Source organism: Maritalea porphyrae, from assembly GCF_030159895.1.
GTDB classification, from domain to species: Bacteria; Pseudomonadota; Alphaproteobacteria; order Rhizobiales; family Devosiaceae; genus Maritalea; species Maritalea porphyrae.
The window spans coordinates 551,094-570,612 of the sequence record NZ_BSNI01000002.1 but is presented as its reverse complement, the minus strand read 5'-3'; the positions used below and the strand labels follow the sequence as shown (position 1 = coordinate 570,612).

The following is a 19,519-nucleotide window of genomic DNA, read 5'->3' as shown; positions in this document are numbered from 1 at the left end:
CTTTTTCGTTTTGATCAGCCGGTAAAATGCTAGCAACACCAGACAAAAAGCGCTAAGATTTCGCATGGAAAAAAGCATACTCGACAAAGCCACTTTATCCCGCATGATCAAAGCGGGTGCGAACAAAGAACCTGCCGATTTAGTGATTAAAAACGTCCAGCTTCTGGACGTGATGAGCGGTGAAATAAACTCGTCCGATGTCGCAATAGTTGCAGATCGGATTGTGGGCACCCACTCCACATATGTTGGCAAAGAAGAGATTGATGGCGCTGGCCGTTATTGTGTGCCGGGCTTCATAGATACGCATTTACATATTGAAAGTTCGTTGGTCACACCGCTTGAGTTTGACCGTTGCGTGTTGCCCTATGGGGTGACAACTGTGATCTGCGATCCGCACGAAATCGCCAATGTGTTGGGTCGCGAAGGAATTGAGTATTTCTTAGCCTCGTCCGAACGCTCGATCATGGACATCAAGATCAATTTGTCCTCCTGCGTTCCGGCAACCGCTTTTGAAACCGCTGGCGCTGAATTGCTGATTGAGGATTTGCTGCCCTATCGTGATCATCCAAGCGTTATCGGTTTGGCAGAGTTCATGAATTTTCCTGGGGTGCTTGCCTGCGCGCCGGAAGTGATCGACAAACTCCATGCTTTCCAAGACGGACATATTGATGGGCATGCACCGCTCCTTTCCGGCGACGACCTCAATGGCTATCTCGCGGCTGCGATCCGCACCGACCATGAGGCGACGAGCGCCCAAGAGGCCCGCGAGAAACTTAAGAAAGGCATGGCTATTTTGATCCGTGAAGGATCAGTTTCAAAGGATCTGAATGCCCTAGCCGAAGTATTGGATGAGAACACGTCAAGTTTTATGGGGCTTTGCACGGACGACCGCAATCCACTCGATATTCATGAAGAAGGTCACTTGGACAGCTTAATCCGTCGCCTGATTGCCAAGGGTTGCCCAACCCATCATGTCTATCGCGCGGCCGGCACGTCAGCAGCGCGCATATTCGGATTGAACGATCGCGGCATGGTCGCACCGGGCTGGAAGGCCGATTTTGTGCTGCTTGATAGCTTAGAAGAATGCCGGGTTTCAGATGTGATCATGTCTGGTGAATTGGTCACCAATGAGCGCTTCGCGCAACGCGAGATGGTGGACGCTGTCGGATTGTCTTCAATGAAGGCAAAACCGCAAACAGCTGAAAGCTTCAAGGTGCCGGTGAAGCCGGGGCGTAACTTAACGCCGATGATGGGTGTGAAGCCAGGACTGATCCTGACCTTCCGCGAAGAAGGCGCTTTGCCGGTCGACAATGGCTTCTTACAGCCGGATATCGCACAAGACGCCGTGCAGGTTTCAGTCGTTGAACGGCATGGGATCAACGGCAATATTGGTCATGGCTTTGTTAAAGGGTTTGGCCTACAGCGCGGCGCCATTGGCTCATCCGTTGGGCATGACAGCCACAACATCACGGTGATTGGTGCCACCCACGAAGACATGGCCGTGGCCACAAACCGCATTATTGAAATGCGGGGTGGTTTTGTGGTCGCCGACAAAGGCAAGGTGGTTGCTGAATTGGCACTGCCAATTGCCGGGTTGATGAGCGAATTGCCGTTTGAAGAGGTGGCGCATGAGCTTGAAAAATTACGCGAAGCCGCACACGAACTAGGGTGCGTATTGCCCGAACCATTTTTGCAGGTGGCTTTCCTCGCCCTGCCGGTCATCCCGCACCTCAAGATGACAGATCGCGGCTTGTTCGACGTGGACGTATTTGATTTCGTAGATTGAGTTTTTACGCGCAGCCGTCGCGAACATTCGTTCGCTTCCCCGGCACCCCCTAAATCTTTTTTGCGCCGCCGTCGCGAACATTCGTTCGCTTCCCCGGCACCCCCGCCAAATGGTGCCACGCGCTAGCGTTGCCAGCTTGATTGGTTCCGGATCGTGGGCCGGGACGGTGACAAAAGAAAACTCGACGACCCGAACCGCCCCGCACTCGATGCGGGGCCAAGAACCCGTGTTAGTTTAGACCGGTTTTCAAGGCTTCACCGGCCACATAGGTTTCTACAATCGTGCGGTCGTCGCCGGCTGTTTGCAATAAGAACAGCTCCTCTTCGAGTGTTGTGACGGTTTCCATACGCACTTGCATTGCTGGAGTTGCGTTGGCGTTGAGCACCACAATGTCGGCATCTGTGCCAACATCTAACGTGCCGATCTTGTCTTCAAGCGACAGGGCACGCGCATTGCCCAATGTGATCTGATAAATCGACGTCAGCGGGTTCATGCGCTGACCTTGCAAATTGAGGATTTTATAACCCTCATCAAGCGTTCGAAGCATTGAATAGTTGGTGCCCCCACCCACATCAGTGGCAATGGCGATTCGACCCTTCCCCTCAGGCCCGGCAACCCGATTCCAGTTGAACAAGCCCGATCCGATAAACAGATTTGAGGTAGGGCAAAACACCGCGACAGACCCCGTTTCGATCATCGCGTCGCGTTCGCGGTCTTCAAGGTGGATACAATGGCCAAATAACGCCTTCTCACCTGTCAGCCCATAGTGCTCGTAGATATCGAAATAGTCCTTGCGCTCGGGATAAAGCGATTTGGTGAACTCAATCTCCGCTTTGTTTTCACTCAAATGGGTTTGGATGTGCAGATCGGGATGCTCGTTGGCCAACGCCCCGGCCATTTCCAATTGTTCAGGCGTTGAGGTGATCGCAAAGCGCGGGGTGATCGCATAATGGTTGCGGCCCTTGCCGTGCCATTTCTCAATCAATGTTTTGCTGTCGTCATAGCTTGATTGCGGCGTGTCGGTCAGCGCTTTTGGCGCCTCCCGGTCCATCATCACTTTACCGCCCAGCATAAGCATGTTGCGCCGCATCGCTTCGTCAAAATATGCGTCAACGGATTCAGGGTGCACCGAGCAATAGGCAACAGCTGTGGTGGTGCCGTGCCGGATGATTTCATCATAGAAGTGGCCTGCGATCTTTTTGGCGTGTGCCTGATCGCCAAAGCGCTGTTCTTCGACGAATGTGTAGGTATTCAACCATTCTAGAAGCGAGCCTGCGTAAGATCCCAAAACTTGCATTTGCGGGAAATGAATGTGGGTATCGATAAATCCTGCAGTGATGATATGCGGGCGGTGGTCAACCACTGCAACGCCATCTGTCGCTTGCGCTTTGACATCGGCAAACTCACCGCGCGCAACAATGGTGTCACCATCGATCAGAAGCGCACCATCTTCAATGTAAGTATAGCATTCATGATCTTCGCGCGCCTTTGGCGCGTCGTTGAAACTCAAGACGCGGCCCCGCAAAATCTTTTGGGTCATCTTTGACTATCCTTTTGAAGCGCTTTTGTACCATGTGATGAGCAATTGACGTTCTTCGTCGCTCATCTCAGTGACATTGCCCGGCGGCATCGCGTGGGTGCGCCCCGCTTGAATGTATATTTCGTGGGCGTAAGTAGCAATCGCGACATCATTGTCCAAAATCACGTCTTTTGGTGCTTGCGCAACGCCATCCCAAACAGGTTCCGCCGTATGGCACATTGAACAGCGACCAATTACGGTGTCGCGTGCTTCTTCAAAATGCGTGTCGGCCATCATGATCTCAGCTTGCTTGCTGGCCACAGTGTCTTCGGTAATACCGCCAATTTTAGGATTGGTAGAAAGCCACATAATGCAAATGAACAAAACGGCAGCCACAAACCATGTCCAATAAAGGTTTTCACCTTTGAGGTGCTTGGTGTTGAAGAAGTGCCGAATGAGCACGCCGATTAAGAACACCAGTGCCGCAATCACCCAATTATACTGCGTGGCGAATGCTAGCGGATAATGGGTGGACAACATCAAGAACAGAACTGGCAGTGTGAGATAATTATTGTGCACCGACCGTTGTTTGGATTGTTTGCCCAAGGCCGGGTCCGGTGATTTACCTGCTTTTAGATCAACAACGATGATTTTTTGGTTCGGGATGATGATGAAAAACACATTGGCTGACATGATGGTAGCTGTGAACGCGCCCAAATGCAGCAACGCGGCGCGCCCAGTGAAGAGCTGCGTGTAGCCCCAAGCCATCGCCACCAGCACCACAAACAAAAAGAGCATCAAACCAATGTCAGATTTGCCCAAAGGCGATTTGCACAATTGGTCATATATGATCCAACCGACAGTCAGGGAGGCAATGGAAATAAGGATTGCGACAGGCGACGAGACGTCCAGCACATTGCGATCGATCAGATAAAGATCCGCGCCCACATAATAAACGATAGCGAGCATGGCAAAGCCTGAAAGCCAAGTTGAATAGGCTTCCCATTTGAACCAAATGAGATGCTCAGGCATGTTTTTTGGCGCAACCATGTATTTTTGGATGTGGTAGAATCCACCGCCATGCACTTGCCATTCTTCGCCTTGCACGCCTTTGGGCAGAGATTCGGTTTTACGCAAACCTAAATCGAGTGCGATAAAGTAAAAGCTGGAGCCTATCCACGCGATGCCGGCGATCACATGCAGCCACCTAACGCCAAAGCTCAGCCATTCGAACATAATTGCACTATCTGGCATCGACCATTCCCCCACCTGTATGATTAGCGACCAGTTGCCCCATCTGGTCCAACGTCTGCATAATCTCAGCAACAACGAAAGCGGCGATAATTTCGGGCCGCTTGTCTGTTCCCTTTTGCACACCTATTGGGCAAATCAATTTTCCAGCGTCCACATCCCCGTCATAAGCCTCGCGCAACCAGCTCTTGAATGTCGCGCGTTTTGTTTTCGATCCGATCATGCCCACGTAAGAAAAATGACCAAGGGACAATGCTTCCCCTGCGATCAGAAAATCAAGCGCGTGATCATGTGTCAGCACCACAATTGCACTGCCAGGTTTTGCGTCGCGCAACTCAGCCTCTGGCAAAGGGGATAGTCGCTTCTCAACGCCCTTAATCGACGGCAGTTCGCTTTCGCGCTGATCAATCAATATCGGGTTCACTGGCAACAAGCTAAGCGCGCGTGCAAGGGCCTTGCCCACATGGCCCGCGCCAAAAATCAAAATGTCAGGCTGCGCAAAACGCTCGGCTTCCGACCGTTGCAAGATCATCTCTGATGCGGCAACAGCCAAATTGATGCGCACATGTCCGCCGCAACATTGGCCAATTTCAGGGCCAAGTGGCACGTCCAAGTGTTTTGATGATTGCCCATTGCGCAGCATTTTGCGCGCTTCATCGGTCATCATATATTCCAGTTGCCCGCCGCCAATGGTGCCGATCACATCATGTGCGCTCACTAGCATCCATGCGCCAACCTCACGCGGTGACGATCCTTTGACACCGCTAATCTGCACATCAATGGCAGGGTCGGCATCCAAGAAATTTTGCACTTGTGTGGGTGAAAGCGCCATTGCCTTGCTAGTTCCCCTTGAGCCTATTGACCGCCATCAAAATCCGTTCAGGCGTTGCGGGCGCGTCAAGGCGCGGGCACTTCTTGTAGTCAGCGACCGAGGCAACTGCCATCGACAAAGCTTCAAGCACGGAGATCGCTAACATAAATGGTGGCTCGCCGACCGCCTTTGAGCGTCGGATGGTTTGTTTGTGGTTTTCTGACCAGTTGACCAAATTCACATTGAATTGGCGCGGTCTGTCGGACGCAACGGGGATTTTGTAAGTTGAAGGCGCATGGGTTTTCAACTGACCTTCTTTTGACCACCACAATTCTTCGGTGGTCAGCCAGCCCATACCTTGCACAAATGCACCTTCCACTTGGCCCTTATCAATCGCCTCATTGATTGAGCGCCCGACATCGTGCAGCACGTCAGTGCGCTCAACGAAATACTCGCCCGTCAGCGTATCGATCACCACTTCAGAAATCGCAGCGCCATAAGAGAAGTAGTAAAATGGCGTGCCTTTACCCGCGTCACGGTCCCAGTGAATATCCGGCGTTTTGTAAAATCCGGTGGCTGATAGCTGCACCCGGTTCATATAGGCGTCTTTGACCAATTCCGCGAATGGGATTTTGGTGTCGCCCATTACAAGATGGTTGTCGACAAATCGTGCTTCCGCCGGACCGATGCCGTACTTTTCGGTGGCGAACGCAATCAAACGACCTTTGATTTTTTGCGCCGCATCTGCAGCTGCCATGCCGTTCAAATCTGTGCCCGATGAGGCGGCTGTGGCAGATGTGTTCGGCACTTTGTCGGTGCGTGTTGCCGTTACTTTAATGGTTGAAATATCAACCTGAAATTCATCCGCCACCACTTGCGCCACTTTGGTGTAGAGACCCTGGCCCATCTCTGTGCCGCCATGGTTGAGCTGGATGGTGCCATCATTATATACATGCACCAATGCTCCGGCCTGATTGTACCAGGTGGCGGTGAAAGAGATGCCGAATTTGACCGGCGTCAACGCTATGCCTTTTTTCAGGATGCGGCTGGACTTATTGAACTCAATAACCGCTGCGCGACGTTCTTGGTAGTCGGCACTTGTCTCAAGTTCATCAACAATGCGCTCAATAATACAGTCGGTTACTTCTTGGTGGTAAGGCGTAAGGTTCCTGTCTTTGCCGCCGTAGAAATTCGCACGCCGTACCTCAAGCGGGTCCTTGCCCAGCGCATAGGCGATCTCTTCGATCAACCGCTCACCACCCAACATGCCTTGCGGGCCACCAAAGCCCCTAAAGGCGGTATTGGATACCGTGTTGGTTTTTAGTGGCAGCGAGCGCAGCTCTACGTCCGGTAGGAAATAGCAGTTGTCGACATGAAAAAGTGCGCGGTCGGTCACGGGCCCTGACAGGTCGGCAGAGAATCCGCAGCGTGCCGCAAAATCTGCGTCCAGCGCTAAGATTTTGCCATTCTCGTCAAAGCCCACATCATAGCTTGCGACAAAGTCGTGCCGCTTGCCGGTCGCGACTATATCGTCATCGCGGTCAGGTCGGATTTTAACCGCTCGGTTGTGCTTTTTAGCCGCCAATGCCGCAACCGCTGCAAACAGACTGCCTTGGGTCTCCTTGCCGCCAAATCCGCCGCCCATGCGTCGCACTTGCACATTAACCGCATTCGCCGAGGTGCCCAAAACATGGCCGACCATATGCTGGATTTCGGTTGGGTGCTGGGTGGAGGAAAAAACCGTCACCTCATCATCTTCGCCCGGGATTGCCATGGCGATATGTCCTTCAAGATAGAAGTGATCTTGCCCGCCAATTTCCATTTCGCCTTTGATACGATTTGGGGCATTTTCAAGCGCGGGTTTTGGATCACCGCGTTTTAGTTTTAGTGGCTTGGTGACCAATTCTGCGCCAGCTTGTTGCGCAGACTTCACGTCTAGAAGCGCTTCTGCTTGGTCATATTCAACCTTAGCCAAATGCGCGGCGCGGCGCGCTTGATCGCGGGTTTCAGCGATAACCGCGAACATGGGTTGTCCGTAAAACTGCACTTCGGCATCGGCAAAAACCGGCTCATCATGCAACCCTGTTGGGCTGACGTCATTTTCACCCGGGATATCATCTTTCGTCAGCACATCAATCACACCGGGAGCTCGGCGCACAGCATCCAAGTTCATCGAAATGATTTGACCATGGGCACAAGTTGAGAGCCCAAGATATGCGTGCAACGTGCCTGCAGGCTCGATCATATCGTCGAGATATTCGGCTTGTCCTGCTACATGTTTATGCGCTGATTCATGAGCTAGAGATTGGTGCACGCCCCCTTTTATTGGCTTGTTCATGACAGCGCCTCCAAAGTTGAGGCCTGGTGCAACTCATCCAAGCTCACCGCGTTCTCATCGGCATTTTCAAAATAGAAGCGCTCGAGCAGGTTCTGCGCCGCTGCCATGCGATATTCAGCTGAAGCACGCCAATCGCTAAGCGGTTTGTAATCTTGTTCAAACAAAGATTTGGCATCAAGGATTGACCGCTCAGACCATGGTGCACCGGTCAGCGCCTGTTCGACTTGCGTTGCGCGTTTGGGCGTGCCCGCCATGCCGCCAAAGGCGATGCGGATATCTTTGATCCGTCCGTCTTCGATCTGCGCACTGAAGGCACCGCAAAGTGCAGAAATGTCTTCGTCGCGACGTTTTGAGATTTTGTAGCAGTTGAACACTTGATCTTCCGATGGCAGCGGAATGGCTACTTGTTCCACGAACTCACCGGGCACACGATCTTGCTTGCCATATTCAATGAAGAAATTTTCTAGGTCCAACGTGCGCCGCTCATCACCTTTGCGCAATGTGATAGTTGCACCTAGCGCTATTAGCGGTGGTGGCGTATCACCGATGGGTGAGCCGTTGGCGATGTTGCCGCCTACGGTGCCCATATTGCGCACTTGCTCGCCGCCAATTCGGCGCCAAAACTGCGAAATTTGCGGTATATGATCATCAATTACCGTCAGCATGTCCGAATAGCTCGCGCCACCGTCAATCTTGATTGCCTCATCACAAACTTCGATATTGCGGAAATCATTGAGCCTTGCGGTAAAAACCACCGGCGAGATATCGCGCATGAATTTGGTGACCCAAAGCCCCACATCGGTTGAACCGGCAACAATCGTCGCTTCAGGGTTTTGCGCAAAAATTTGTGCGAATTGATTAAGCGTTGCCGGGGCAAACAGTTTTTCACCATCGGCTTCAATTGCTAGCATTTGATCATCTTGAATTGATTTCAATTGCGCGATGATGTTCGCTTTCTCAGCGATCAAATAGTCGTCTTTGAGTTTGCCGTGCGCGTTGATATCCAACGCGGCTTTGATGATTGGCTGATAGCCTGTGCAACGGCACAGATTGCCCTGCAAATAGCGCTCAATCATTGCCACATCTGGGTCGGTTTCGTTCATCCACATGGCATATAGCGACATCACAAAGCCGGGTGTGCAAAAGCCGCATTGGGAGCCGTGATGCTCAACCATCGCCTGCTGGATCGGATGAAGCTGACCGTCGTTGCCTTTAAGATGCTCGATGGTGACCACATGACAGCCATCAAGCGATCCAACAAAGCGGATACAGGCATTGACGCTTTCATATTTCAGTTGCTCGCCATCAAACCGCCCAACCAAAACGGTGCACGCGCCACAGTCACCTTCCGCACAACCCTCTTTGGTGCCACGCAGGGTCTGATCAAGCCGCAAGAAATCCAGCAATGTTTGGGTGGCAGGCACCGCGTCTCGTTCAATGAGCTGATCGTTGAGCAGGAATTTCAATGTATGGCGCATCGACAAGATCTAGCTCCCGCGATAGGTGGAAAAACCGTAAGGCGAAACCAGTAGCGGCACGTGATAATGCGCTGTTTCATCCGCTACGACAAATTGGATGGGCACCACATCCAAGAACTGGCCATTTTCAAGCACTGTGCCCTGCGCGGCAAAATAGTTGCTCACATGAAAGCGCAATTCATAACGACCCTTCCGCAGGTTAGTTGCATCGCGCATGGGGGCGTCACAACGACCATCATCGTTTGTTTGGGTACTTACAAGCGGTTCAGTATTTCCGGTTTCTAGGTCGAACAATTCGATTTTCATGCCCGCTGCGGGGCAACCGCGCGCGGTGTCCAGAACATGGGTTGTCAGCTTGCCTGTGGTGTTTGGATTGGTCATTTGTCCCCCTAGTCGACACCCTTTGTCCTTCAAAACACTGGTAAAAGTCAAGATTTTTTAACAAATGGTCAAAAATTAACGCTTGAGCTATAATACGCAATGAATGCTTGTGCGATTGACCAAATCAGGCGCACGGCTCATCTTAACAAAAACTATTAGATTTGGCGCGCAAAGGCCAATGAGATCTATGACGGACAAACAAGTGACGAAATCTATTCGATATGACCGCGATATGCTTGGCTATGGTGCGAACCCGCCTAAAGCCAACTGGCCCAACAATGCAAAAATCGCCATGCAATTTGTATTGAATTATGAAGAAGGCGGCGAAAACTGCCTTTTGCATGGAGATGCCGCATCAGAAGCCTTCTTGTCCGAGATTGTGGGCGCGCAGCAATGGCCGGGGCAACGCCATTGGAATATGGAATCGATTTACGAATATGGATCGCGCGCCGGTTTTTGGCGGTTGCACCGCTTATTCACCGAGCATGATGTGCCTGTCACCGTTTATGGTGTGGCCACGGCCCTAGCCCGCTCACCAGAGCAAGTGGCTGCGATGCAGGATGCGGATTGGGAAATTGCATCGCATGGGTTGAAGTGGATTGAATATAAAGACTTTGATCGCGACGCCGAAGAAGCCCATATGCGGGAAGCTATTCAACTCCATTATGAAGTAACGGGCGAACACCCAAAGGGCTGGTACACCGGGCGATGTTCTGCCAATACGGTCGATCTGGCTAGCGAAATTGGTGATTTTGCCTATGTGTCGGATAGCTACGCGGACGATTTGCCCTATTGGTACGACAATGGCGACAAGGCGCAATTGGTTATCCCTTATACGCTGGATACAAATGATATGCGCTTCGCGGCCGTACAAGGCTTTAATGCGGGCGACCAGTTTTATTGCTACCTCAAAGACAGCTTTGACAGTCTTTACGCAGAGGGTGCGGCTGGCACTCCGAAAATGCTCAATATCGGATTGCACTGCCGTTTGGTCGGACGCCCGGGGCGCATTGCAGCGCTTAAGCGCTTTATCGAATATGTAAAAAGCCATGATGATGTGTGGATTGCCAAGCGCATCGAGATCGCTGATCATTGGGCAAAAACACACCCATTCGTGAAACGGGCCAACCGCCCATCAACAATGACCAAGCCCAAATTTGTTGAACAATTTGGTGGCATTTTTGAGCATTCGCCTTGGATTGCAGAACGGGCCTATGAACGCGAAATGGGTGCCGCCCACGACACGGCGATTGGGGTACATTCCGTACTTGCGGCAGAATTTCGCAAAGCCAGTAATGATGAGCGCATGGGGGTGTTGCGAGCGCACCCTGATTTGGCGGGCAAGTTAGCCGCAGCCAAACGCCTAACCGCAGAATCGACCGCCGAACAGGCATCCGCCGGACTTGATGCGTTGACCGATGAGGAACGCGCGCGCTTTACCGAGTTAAACCAAGCCTATGTGAAAAAGCATGGTTTCCCATTTATCATTGCGGTGAAAGGTCTCAACAAGGATCAAATTCTTGCGCAGTTTGAACTGCGCATTCACAATGACAGTGAAACTGAGTTTTCAACCGCGTGCCGCCAAGTTGAACGAATTGCACTGCTGCGCTTAAAGGACATGCTGGACTGATATGAGCCGTTCAAAATACTACGCCCCCACCGGTGGCTTGCCACCACAAAGCCAATTGATGACCGGTCGCGCCATCTTCACAGATGCCTATGCGGTGATCCCCAAAGGCGTGATGAGCGACATCGTTACCTCTTATTTGCCCCACTGGAACAAAACACGCGCATGGATTATTGCGCGACCATTGTCGGGCTTTGCTGAGACCTTTTCGCAATATATCGTCGAGGTTTCGCCGGGCGGAGGTTCCGACCAACCAGAACCCGATCAAGGCGCGCAGGGCGTATTGTTTGTGGTGGAAGGCGAATTGGACATCACCATTGATGGCACCGCGCATCGGATGGCCGAGGGAGGCTATGCGTTTATCCCAGCGGCCACTCATTGGACCGCACAGAACAAGACAGACCACCCCGCCAAATTCCATTGGATTAGAAAGCAATATGAAGCGGCTGATGGCATCCCAGCGCCAACCGCATTTGTCACCAATGAAAAACTAGTTGCCGCCAACCCAATGCCCGACACGAACGGCGCATGGGCCACCACGCGCTTTGTCGAGCCGGACGATTTGCGGCACGACATGCACGTCAACATCGTCACGTTTGAACCGGGCGGCGTGATCCCGTTTGAGGAAACCCATGTAATGGAGCATGGGCTTTATGTGCTTGAGGGCAAAGCGGTTTACAAGCTCAACACCGACTGGGTTGAAGTGGAAGCGGGTGACTTTATGTGGCTTCGCGCATTTTGCCCGCAAGCGTGTTACGCTGGTGGCCCGGGCAAGTTCCGCTATTTACTTTATAAGGATGTGAACCGGCACCCTAAGTTGCGCATTGGAGGTTAGGCAAATGGAACGCATCAATATTGAGCCATTGACCGAAGAGCAATTTGCGCCATTTGGTGAGGTCATTGATCTAAACAAGGCCGAGAATTTTGAGATTAATAATGGCATGTGCACGCGCTTCAATGATCTCGCTACCGTTGAATTGGGTGGCAAAGATGCGCGACCATTGGTGAATGTGTTTCGTGGCAAGCCCTATGACTTGCCGCTGCATTTAAAGATGGTTGAGCGCCACCCTTTGGGTTCGCAAGCCTTTATCCCCATGACCAAGCGTCCCTTCTTGGTGATCGTTGCGCCAGATACGGATGGTGTTCCTGGCACGCCTTTGGCATTTCTGACCAAGCCGGGGCAAGGCATCAATATTGGGCAAAATGTCTGGCATGGCGTACTCACCACACTGGGTGAAGTCAGCGATTTTGTGGTGGTTGACCGCGGCGGCCGCGGCGAGAACCTAGAAGAGTATTTCTTTGACGAAGGCTATTTGGTCGATTTCGCGGACTAACGGCGATCCAATTTGCGGCCTAACACCAGTGAGCTTTGCGTGCGGCGCACGCCGGGGATCAAAGCAATCTCATCGATCACTTCATCAATATCTTCAAGCTGAGGCGCTTCAACCGAGACAAGCAAATCGAACTCGCCACTAATAGCAAGGCTTAGTTTCACCTCGGGAAAGCTGGCGAGCTTTTCGTTGATCTGCTTGTTTTGCTGCTGCAAAACTTCAATCAACACAAACGCCTCAACCATTTGCTGCCCTGGATCTTGCGCAAGTTTCACCGTGTAACCGGTTATATATCCAAGCCGTTCCAGCCGCGTGATACGCTCATGCACTGTGGTGCGGGCAATGCCGAGTTTTTTGGCAATTTCGGAGGTTTTTGCGCGGGCGTTGGCCTGAAGCAACGCCACGAGTTCGCGGTCCAAATCGTCTCGTAATATGCGCGTTGCCAACCTGCCCTCCAAATCTTTTGTGACGATTCCCCGTCATTATGACGATATCCCTCATTTGCCTTTTTCGCAATTGATTCAGCGAAAAGCTTGGTTAATCAACTCTTTACAACCGTCATTATGACGAAAAAATCTATCCTTTTGCGTGAAAATGACGAGAAACAGTCTTTTGGATTGCTATGTTCTGACAATGAATTGGAGGACAATCGGGGCAATATCTTTTCCAACTTTGAGGGACAAATATGAATTGGGAAGTTTTGGTTGTTGGCGGCGGTAAGATTGGCCGTATGGTTGCGGTGATCTTGCAAAACGCTCCAGAGTTCAACGTCACAATTGCTGACGCAGACGAGAAAATGCTTGCCGAAGTGGCTGCACTTGGCATTGCAACGCAGAAAGTCGATGTTGGTAACGAGGCGGAGCTTTTGAGCGCACTTGATGGCAAGAACGCTGTTCTAAGCGCTGCGCCCTATTTCTTGACCCCAGCAATCGCTACCGCTGCGAAAAAAGCTGGCGCGAACTATTTCGACCTCACCGAAGATGTGAAGTCCACCAAATTTGTGATGGAATTGGCTAAAGACGCCAAATCCGCCTTTATGCCACAGTGTGGCTTGGCACCTGGATTTGTTGGCATTGCAGGCTATCACTTGGCCAAACAGTTTGACAGCATCGAAGACTTGTCAATGCGCGTCGGCGCGTTGCCACGTTACCCAACAAATGCACTTAAATATAATCTGACCTGGTCGACCGAAGGTTTGGTCAACGAATATTGCAACCCATGCGAAGCATTGGTTGATGGCAAACTCAAAGAAGTTGCGCCGCTTGAGAATTTGGAAAATTTCTCACTTGATGGCATCGACTATGAAGCATTTAACACGTCTGGTGGTTTGGGCACGTTGTGCGATACGCTCGCTGGCCGCGCGCAGAATGTTTCTTACCGCTCAATTCGCTATCCGGGTCACCGCGACATTCTGAATATCTTGCTCAACGACCTAAAACTGAACAAGCGCCAAGACCTAATGTGCGAGATCTTTGAAAATGGATTGCCGCGCACACGCCAAGACCAAGTCACTGTGTTCTGCACTGCAACCGGCATGATTGATGGACAGTTTGAAGAGCGCTCGTTCGTCAACGTATCCACATCAATGGAAGTTGCTGGTCGTGATTGGAGCGCGATCCAAATCACAACCGCCGCAGGGGTGACCGCTGCGATGGATCTGATGCGTCAGGGCCGCTTGCCAAATGAAGGCTTTGTTCGCCAAGAGCAAATCGACCTAGAAGAGTTTTTGGCGAACCGCTTTGGTGCCCTATATCTGGGCAAACCATTTGAAACACGGGGTGCGACACCAAAAGCGGCATAAGGGTTCGCTCGCTGAACCACTATACAATTTGCGCAAAACACATGCACAAATTGCAAAATGAGGGGTCACTTTTGAGCATATCTTTGTCTATTCAAAAGATTGCTGACCCTTCATAATCAATTTTCGCGATGTCGGTGAAAGCTGACATTGCGTTCGTCACGAGAGGGGTGACAGGTTTTGGTTGGAGGACCGAAGCCAAGCGTGAACGCTCGACAAATGAGCAAGCGCCTAAATGAGGGAGGAACATGGCTATTCCATTTTGCCGACAAGAACACTTGTTCAATCGACAGTGCGTGCGCATCATTGCGCGGCGTGGAAATGTGTGCCAATTGCGTTCCCGAAAAACAAATAATAGTAGGGTAACGGACAATTTTGCTGCGATGAGCGTGCTTAAGCCTATGCAATCGTTTCAAAATATGTCTACTCTTTGACCAAAGAGTTCAAGAAAGCACAGATGCCAGAAAATCAAGTTCCCGTCATTGAAATCCGCGATCTTCACAAGAGCTACGGCGCTTTGGAAGTTTTAAAGGGCGTCGACATTGTCGCCAACAAAGGTGACGTGGTGAGCCTGATTGGCTCATCGGGTTCAGGCAAATCGACATTGCTGCGTTGCGCAAACTTGCTCGAAGACAGTCAGCAAGGTGAAATCCTGTTTGATGGCGCCCCAATCAAATGGAAGGGCGAAGGGCTGAACCGGCACCCGGCGGACAAGGCACAAGTGATCGCGGTGCGCACAAACCTTTCCATGGTGTTCCAGCAGTTCAATCTGTGGTCGCACATGACGATTTTGCAAAATGTGATGGAAGCGCCGCTGACCGTTTTGGGCCAAGACCCTGCCGAAGTTGAGGAGCGCGCCCGCATGCTGTTGGACAAGGTCGGCATTGGCGACAAGTGCGATGTGTTCCCCGCTATGCTTTCTGGCGGGCAACAGCAACGCGCAGCGATTGCCCGCGCGTTGGCAATGGAACCTGAAGCCTTGTTGTTTGACGAGCCAACATCTGCGCTTGATCCTGAATTGGAGCAAGAGGTGGTGAAGGTGATCAAGGACTTGGCCAAAGAAGGGCGCACCATGCTTCTGGTGACCCACGATATGAAATTGGCCGCCGATGTTTCGGACAATGTTGTGTTTTTGCACCAAGGCAAATTGGAAGAGCAAGGCCCACCGGCCGAGCTGTTTGGCAATCCGAAATCGGAACGGCTTAAGCAATTCCTGAGCGCTGGAAATCACGCCTAGCGTTTGGGCAATAACAAGCGAGAAAACGAGCTTTACTAAGGGAGACCAAAATGAAGAAACTACTTTTGTCAGCCGCTGTGTTGGCGATGAGCACAAGCTTTGCATTTGCGGACACAGTTCGCATGGGCACAGAGGGCGCATACCCTCCATATAACTTCATCAACGATGCTGGCGAAGTTGACGGTTTTGAGCGTGAGTTGGGCGATGAGCTCTGCAAACGCGCTGAGTTGACTTGTGAGTGGGTAACTAACGAGTGGGATTCTATTATCCCGAACTTGGTTTCAGGCAACTACGACACAATCATCGCTGGCATGTCAGTGACGGATGAGCGTGACGAAGTGATCGACTTCACACAAGACTACATTCCACCAAGCCCATCTGCGATTGCAGCTCTGTCTGACGGCATCAATTTGGGCTCTGCGGTTATCGCGGCGCAAACAGGCACAATTCAAGCGGCATACATTGCTGAATCTGGCGCAACCTTGGTTGAGTTTGCAACACCAGACGAAACAATTGCCGCTGTGAAAAATGGCGAAGCTGACGCTGTTTTGGCCGACAAAGACTTCCTTGCGCCAATCGTTGCAGAATCAAATGGCGAACTTGTATTCACTGGCCCTGATGTATCAATCGGCGGCGGTGTAGGCATGGGCCTTCGCGAATCTGACGGCGAACTACGCGCTAAGTTCAACACTGCTATCTCTTCAATGAAGGCTGATGGCACATTGAACACTATGCTGAAAAAGTGGTTCGGCGACGAAATCGCAACCTACGAATAAGCACAAATAAACAGATTGGCGGGGCGGCACTTGGCTGCCCCTCCAATTGCAACTACATCGAGATTTCATGTTTTCATTTTGCGCAGAACCTAAAACGCTCGAAGGCGTGACTTGGCTCGCCTGCTACCTCACCACTGGCAAACATATCGCATTTTATGGCTCGTTCATCACCGTTATGGTGTTGATCGCGATCACCGCGCCTGTTGCCTTGTTGTTTGGATTTGGCGGCGCAACCGCAGCACGCTCAACCATTGCGCCATTGCGCTGGTTTGGCAAAGGCTACACAGCCATAGTGCGCGGCATCCCTGACATTGCGTTCTTTTTGTTCTTCGTGATCGCACTCGATCAAGCTTTTGAGTTTTTGCGCCACAAGGTGCTTTGCCCCGAATGGACGGACCCGATCCGCCAGGGCAATGATTTTGTGGTTTGCTCCGCGGCCAAATTGCCGCTTTCTTCTTCTCCACAATGGGTGCATGAAACCTACGGCTTTTTCTTGGCCGTCTTAACATTCGCCATTGTTTTTGGCGCTTTTGCGGCCAACGTTTTATATGGCGGCATGCGCGCCGTGCCGCGCGGCCAACTGGAAACGGCCGAAGCATATGGCATGTCGCGTCGCCAGACATTTTGGCGCATTTTGGTGCCACAAATGTGGGTCTATGCGCTGCCTGGCCTGTCCAATCTTTGGATGATTTTGATCAAGGCGACCCCTTTGCTGTTCCTGCTTGGCGTTGAGGATATTGTTTATTGGGCACGCGAACTTGGTGGCTCGAAAACCCAAGTCTTCTCCTATCCGCATGGGGATTGGCGGCTTTATTATTTCCTTGGCCTTTTGGTATTCTATCTTGCGCTGACCAAGGTAAGCGAAGTGGCCCTTGCCAAACTGATGGCGCGCCTAACCAAAGGCCAAGCCACAATGGGCGGCGAAGCCCAGCGTAAGGCGGTGGCATCATGAACGCTTGCTTGCAAACCATCGCAGATTACAGCTTCCGCTCAATTGGTTTTGGCGAACGTTTACTGCCAAAAACTGACTTCACCTTGTGCCAACAATTCACCCTTATTGGGTCGGGCATGTTGTGGAACATCTATTTTGGCCTCATCGCATTGATTGCTGGATTCTTTTTGGCGACCGCAATTGCGGTGGCGAAAAACTCCAATAGCTATTGGGTGCGAAAGCCCGCCGAGTGGTTCATCTTTTTATTCCGCGGCTCGCCTTTGTTTATTCAGTTTTTCCTCGCCTATGAGACCTTTGTTCTGCTGCCAAAGGTTGGCGTTGATATCAATTTGGGCTTTACCGAAATCACCGCTGAAACCCGCTGGTTGACCAAGGCTTGGTTGGGCGCAGCCATTGTGTTGTTCCTCAATACCGCCGCTTATTCTGGCGAGATTTTTTATGGCGCATTGAAGTCTGTGCCCAAGGGCGACGTCGAGGCCGCCGACGCTTATGGGCTAAGCGGTTGGCCGCGATTTAAACGGATCATTTGGCCGACCATGTTGCGGCTTGCTTGGCCGGCTTACACCAACGAAGCGATCTTTTTGTTCCATGCGACGACCTTGGTTTTCTTCTCCGGTTTCCCCGCTTGGCAACAACGCGGAGACGCACTTTATTACGCGAATTATTTCGCCGATAAGACGTTCAACCCGTTTGTGCCCTATCCGATCTTGGGTTTCTATTTCATCATTCTGACCCTGTGCGTGATTGGGGTTTATGGTTTGATCAACAAGCGGTTGAACCGTCATCTGCCAGAAAACCAGCGGCAACGGATCAAGGTGCGGCCGCAGATCATTCGGTAGTTTTTGGCCCCATCATCCGGCGGGTAATCCTCAACTCATTCAATTGATCCCGGCTCAAGGCCGGGATTGCCTTTTTGGGAAGATGTTGCCTCGCCATCTATTCTTGTTGCCCTCATCCTGAGCTTATCGAAGGATAAAGTTTCACAAACTACCTTATCTCCCTCGTGTTTCGACGGGCTCACCATGAGGGCTGTGGCCAACATTTCCGCACACCCCACCCTTAATCCCTCCCCATCAAGGGGAGGGAGATTACGCGGCTCTTTTTTGCGCTCACGCCGCCGTCGTGACCTTGACGCTTCCCCGGCCACCCCCTCTCCGGTCATCCCCGCGTAGGCGGGGATCCGGGCAGGAATGTCAAAAGTACCAAAGCGCTTCATTTCAACCGACAGTCAGACCTAGATTCCCGCCTTCGTGGGAATGACAGCAGTACGTTATAGATGCTTTATCCTTTCCGGTTGCCTTTCTTCAACCACCAACATCTCCGCCATGTTTCCATGCGAAGTTTACCAAGTGATGCGATAGCGCGAGACAATGAATGGCTCTGTAGTTGCGCAAAAAGTTGTTAGAGACAAACAATGTCTCGCGCTCAGCCAAATGCTGCATGATCACAAATCGCCCCGAGGTGCTCACCCATTTATCCTCTCAGCAACATCATGACCCGTTGATCGGTCATTGGAATATCTTTTTGAGCCGTCGTCGGCATTAACGGGCCTTCCCCGGCACCCCCGCCAATTGCCGCCTAACACAAATGCCGAGCAAGCGAGGGAAAAGGTGGACGAGGCAACTCGTTGCCGAGGACCCCGGCCAACTTTTTGGCCGCGCCGCGCAGGGGCAACAAATCGAATAGGACGGCTTTAGTCCGTCATGAGATTTGTGTTGCGCCCCGTGAGCGAAAAGACTTCCAGAACAGCTTCAACGTGCTGTTCAATGGTTTACGCCTGCCTTCGGCGTCAGACTGGACAATTTGCAACCAAGCGAAGCGCAAACGTCTTGCACTTCATTTGACCCAGCTTTCTTTATGAAGTGGTTGCTCTTTTTGACGCCGCCGTCGCAGCCTTATGGCTGCTTCCCCGGCACCCCCGCCAATTGCTGCCCAACACTTGCACTGAGCAAGCGAGGGACAAGATGGACGAGCACTCCGTGCGAGGACCCCGGCGGACTTTTCCGCCGCGTCCGCGCAGGTGCAGTGATTTACAAAGGGCGGACACACTTGTGTGTAGCCCGTCATGAAAATCACGGTGTGCACCGTGAGCGAAGAAGAGTTCTTCACGACCCCAACAACGCGTCCGTTGTCCGCATGGGTCTTCAAGAAAGCTGCACACAGTTTAGCGCCACCAAAAGGGGCGGGGATAAGTTTTGGCGATTTTATTGTCGCTGTGGGCGCGCCCAACAATT

The 19,519-nt window shown here is 51.8% G+C and carries 16 protein-coding genes; 9 read left to right on the top strand and 7 right to left on the bottom strand.

Going from position 1 to position 19,519, the window contains the following annotated elements:
• Positions 1–64: 64 nt before the first annotated feature.
• A complete protein-coding gene (ade, locus tag QQL65_RS06315; RefSeq protein ID WP_284362876.1) occupies positions 65–1,786 on the top strand; it encodes an adenine deaminase in 1,722 nt (573 codons plus the stop codon).
• Positions 1,787–2,015: 229 nt separating this feature from the next.
• On the opposite strand, the gene guaD is transcribed toward ade, so the two are convergent.
• Genes guaD through uraH form a run of 6 tightly spaced genes read right to left on the bottom strand, consistent with a single transcriptional unit; the run spans position 2,016 to position 9,564 of the window.
• Positions 2,016–3,326, bottom strand: coding sequence for a guanine deaminase (gene guaD / locus QQL65_RS06310; RefSeq protein ID WP_284362874.1), 1,311 nt, complete (start codon positions 3,324–3,326; stop codon positions 2,016–2,018).
• A gap of 6 nt (positions 3,327–3,332) precedes the next feature.
• On the bottom strand, positions 3,333–4,559 hold the full coding sequence (locus QQL65_RS06305) for a urate hydroxylase PuuD (protein WP_284362872.1): 1,227 nt from the start codon (positions 4,557–4,559) through the stop codon (positions 3,333–3,335).
• Positions 4,549–5,388, bottom strand: coding sequence for a xanthine dehydrogenase accessory protein XdhC (xdhC, locus tag QQL65_RS06300; RefSeq protein ID WP_284362870.1), 840 nt, complete (start codon positions 5,386–5,388; stop codon positions 4,549–4,551). The genes QQL65_RS06305 and xdhC overlap by 11 nt, the downstream gene beginning before the upstream one ends.
• A gap of 7 nt (positions 5,389–5,395) precedes the next feature.
• Positions 5,396–7,705, bottom strand: coding sequence for a xanthine dehydrogenase molybdopterin binding subunit (xdhB, locus tag QQL65_RS06295; protein WP_284362869.1), 2,310 nt, complete (start codon positions 7,703–7,705; stop codon positions 5,396–5,398).
• Positions 7,702–9,183: a xanthine dehydrogenase small subunit gene (xdhA, locus tag QQL65_RS06290; RefSeq protein WP_284362868.1), complete on the bottom strand. Its 1,482-nt coding sequence runs from the start codon at positions 9,181–9,183 to the stop codon at positions 7,702–7,704. Before xdhA ends, xdhB begins: the two co-directional genes overlap by 4 nt.
• A gap of 9 nt (positions 9,184–9,192) precedes the next feature.
• Complete coding sequence (gene uraH, locus QQL65_RS06285; RefSeq protein WP_284362867.1) at positions 9,193–9,564, bottom strand: hydroxyisourate hydrolase; 372 nt, start codon at positions 9,562–9,564, stop codon at positions 9,193–9,195.
• Positions 9,565–9,778: 214 nt separating this feature from the next.
• Between uraH and puuE the strand changes: the two genes are divergently transcribed.
• The 3 genes from puuE to QQL65_RS06270 are packed head-to-tail and all read left to right on the top strand — an operon-like array spanning position 9,779 to position 12,525.
• On the top strand, positions 9,779–11,194 hold the full coding sequence (gene puuE, locus QQL65_RS06280; protein ID WP_284366227.1) for an allantoinase PuuE: 1,416 nt from the start codon (positions 9,779–9,781) through the stop codon (positions 11,192–11,194).
• Position 11,195: 1 nt separating this feature from the next.
• A complete protein-coding gene (locus tag QQL65_RS06275) occupies positions 11,196–12,026 on the top strand; it encodes a bifunctional allantoicase/(S)-ureidoglycine aminohydrolase (RefSeq protein ID WP_284362865.1) in 831 nt (276 codons plus the stop codon).
• A gap of 4 nt (positions 12,027–12,030) precedes the next feature.
• Positions 12,031–12,525, top strand: a complete 495-nt coding sequence (locus QQL65_RS06270; RefSeq protein WP_284362863.1) for an ureidoglycolate lyase — start codon at positions 12,031–12,033, stop codon at positions 12,523–12,525.
• Here QQL65_RS06270 and QQL65_RS06265 read toward each other — a convergent pair.
• The gene (locus QQL65_RS06265) at positions 12,522–12,968 is read right to left on the bottom strand and encodes an Lrp/AsnC family transcriptional regulator (RefSeq protein WP_284362860.1); all 447 of its coding nucleotides are present in this window, start codon (positions 12,966–12,968) and stop codon (positions 12,522–12,524) included. The genes QQL65_RS06270 and QQL65_RS06265 overlap by 4 nt on opposite strands.
• A 239-nt stretch (positions 12,969–13,207) precedes the next feature.
• Here QQL65_RS06265 and QQL65_RS06260 point away from each other — a divergent pair, with 239 nt between their 5' ends.
• The 5 genes from QQL65_RS06260 to QQL65_RS06240 all read left to right on the top strand — a co-directional run bounded on the left by QQL65_RS06260 (position 13,208) and on the right by QQL65_RS06240 (position 18,124).
• Positions 13,208–14,323: a saccharopine dehydrogenase family protein gene (locus QQL65_RS06260; RefSeq protein WP_284362858.1), complete on the top strand. Its 1,116-nt coding sequence runs from the start codon at positions 13,208–13,210 to the stop codon at positions 14,321–14,323.
• Between the two features lie 454 nt (positions 14,324–14,777).
• Complete coding sequence (locus QQL65_RS06255; protein ID WP_284362855.1) at positions 14,778–15,557, top strand: ABC transporter ATP-binding protein; 780 nt, start codon at positions 14,778–14,780, stop codon at positions 15,555–15,557.
• 50 nt (positions 15,558–15,607) lie between these two features.
• The gene (locus tag QQL65_RS06250) at positions 15,608–16,333 is read left to right on the top strand and encodes a transporter substrate-binding domain-containing protein (RefSeq protein WP_284362853.1); all 726 of its coding nucleotides are present in this window, start codon (positions 15,608–15,610) and stop codon (positions 16,331–16,333) included.
• 67 nt (positions 16,334–16,400) lie between these two features.
• Positions 16,401–17,285: an ABC transporter permease gene (locus QQL65_RS06245; RefSeq protein ID WP_284362852.1), complete on the top strand. Its 885-nt coding sequence runs from the start codon at positions 16,401–16,403 to the stop codon at positions 17,283–17,285.
• The gene (locus QQL65_RS06240; RefSeq protein WP_284362850.1) at positions 17,282–18,124 is read left to right on the top strand and encodes an ABC transporter permease; all 843 of its coding nucleotides are present in this window, start codon (positions 17,282–17,284) and stop codon (positions 18,122–18,124) included. Before QQL65_RS06245 ends, QQL65_RS06240 begins: the two co-directional genes overlap by 4 nt.
• Positions 18,125–19,519: the final 1,395 nt, after the last annotated feature.

Excerpts from the sequence above, each read along its gene's own strand:
- QQL65_RS06260 (WP_284362858.1), top strand. The coding sequence starts at position 13,208 with ATGAATTGGGAAGTTTTGGTTGTTGGCGGCGGTAAGATTGGCCGTATG.
- xdhC (WP_284362870.1), bottom strand. The coding sequence starts at position 5,388 with ATGGCGCTTTCACCCACACAAGTGCAAAATTTCTTGGATGCCGACCCT.
- QQL65_RS06270 (WP_284362863.1), top strand. The coding sequence starts at position 12,031 with ATGGAACGCATCAATATTGAGCCATTGACCGAAGAGCAATTTGCGCCA.
- QQL65_RS06240 (WP_284362850.1), top strand. The coding sequence starts at position 17,282 with ATGAACGCTTGCTTGCAAACCATCGCAGATTACAGCTTCCGCTCAATT.
- uraH (WP_284362867.1), bottom strand. The coding sequence starts at position 9,564 with ATGACCAATCCAAACACCACAGGCAAGCTGACAACCCATGTTCTGGAC.
- QQL65_RS06305 (WP_284362872.1), bottom strand. The coding sequence starts at position 4,559 with ATGCCAGATAGTGCAATTATGTTCGAATGGCTGAGCTTTGGCGTTAGG.
- xdhB (WP_284362869.1), bottom strand. The coding sequence starts at position 7,705 with ATGAACAAGCCAATAAAAGGGGGCGTGCACCAATCTCTAGCTCATGAA.
- QQL65_RS06275 (WP_284362865.1), top strand. The coding sequence starts at position 11,196 with ATGAGCCGTTCAAAATACTACGCCCCCACCGGTGGCTTGCCACCACAA.
- xdhA (WP_284362868.1), bottom strand. The coding sequence starts at position 9,183 with ATGCGCCATACATTGAAATTCCTGCTCAACGATCAGCTCATTGAACGA.
- ade (WP_284362876.1), top strand. The coding sequence starts at position 65 with ATGGAAAAAAGCATACTCGACAAAGCCACTTTATCCCGCATGATCAAA.
- QQL65_RS06250 (WP_284362853.1), top strand. The coding sequence starts at position 15,608 with ATGAAGAAACTACTTTTGTCAGCCGCTGTGTTGGCGATGAGCACAAGC.
- guaD (WP_284362874.1), bottom strand. The coding sequence starts at position 3,326 with ATGACCCAAAAGATTTTGCGGGGCCGCGTCTTGAGTTTCAACGACGCG.
- QQL65_RS06255 (WP_284362855.1), top strand. The coding sequence starts at position 14,778 with ATGCCAGAAAATCAAGTTCCCGTCATTGAAATCCGCGATCTTCACAAG.
- QQL65_RS06245 (WP_284362852.1), top strand. The coding sequence starts at position 16,401 with ATGTTTTCATTTTGCGCAGAACCTAAAACGCTCGAAGGCGTGACTTGG.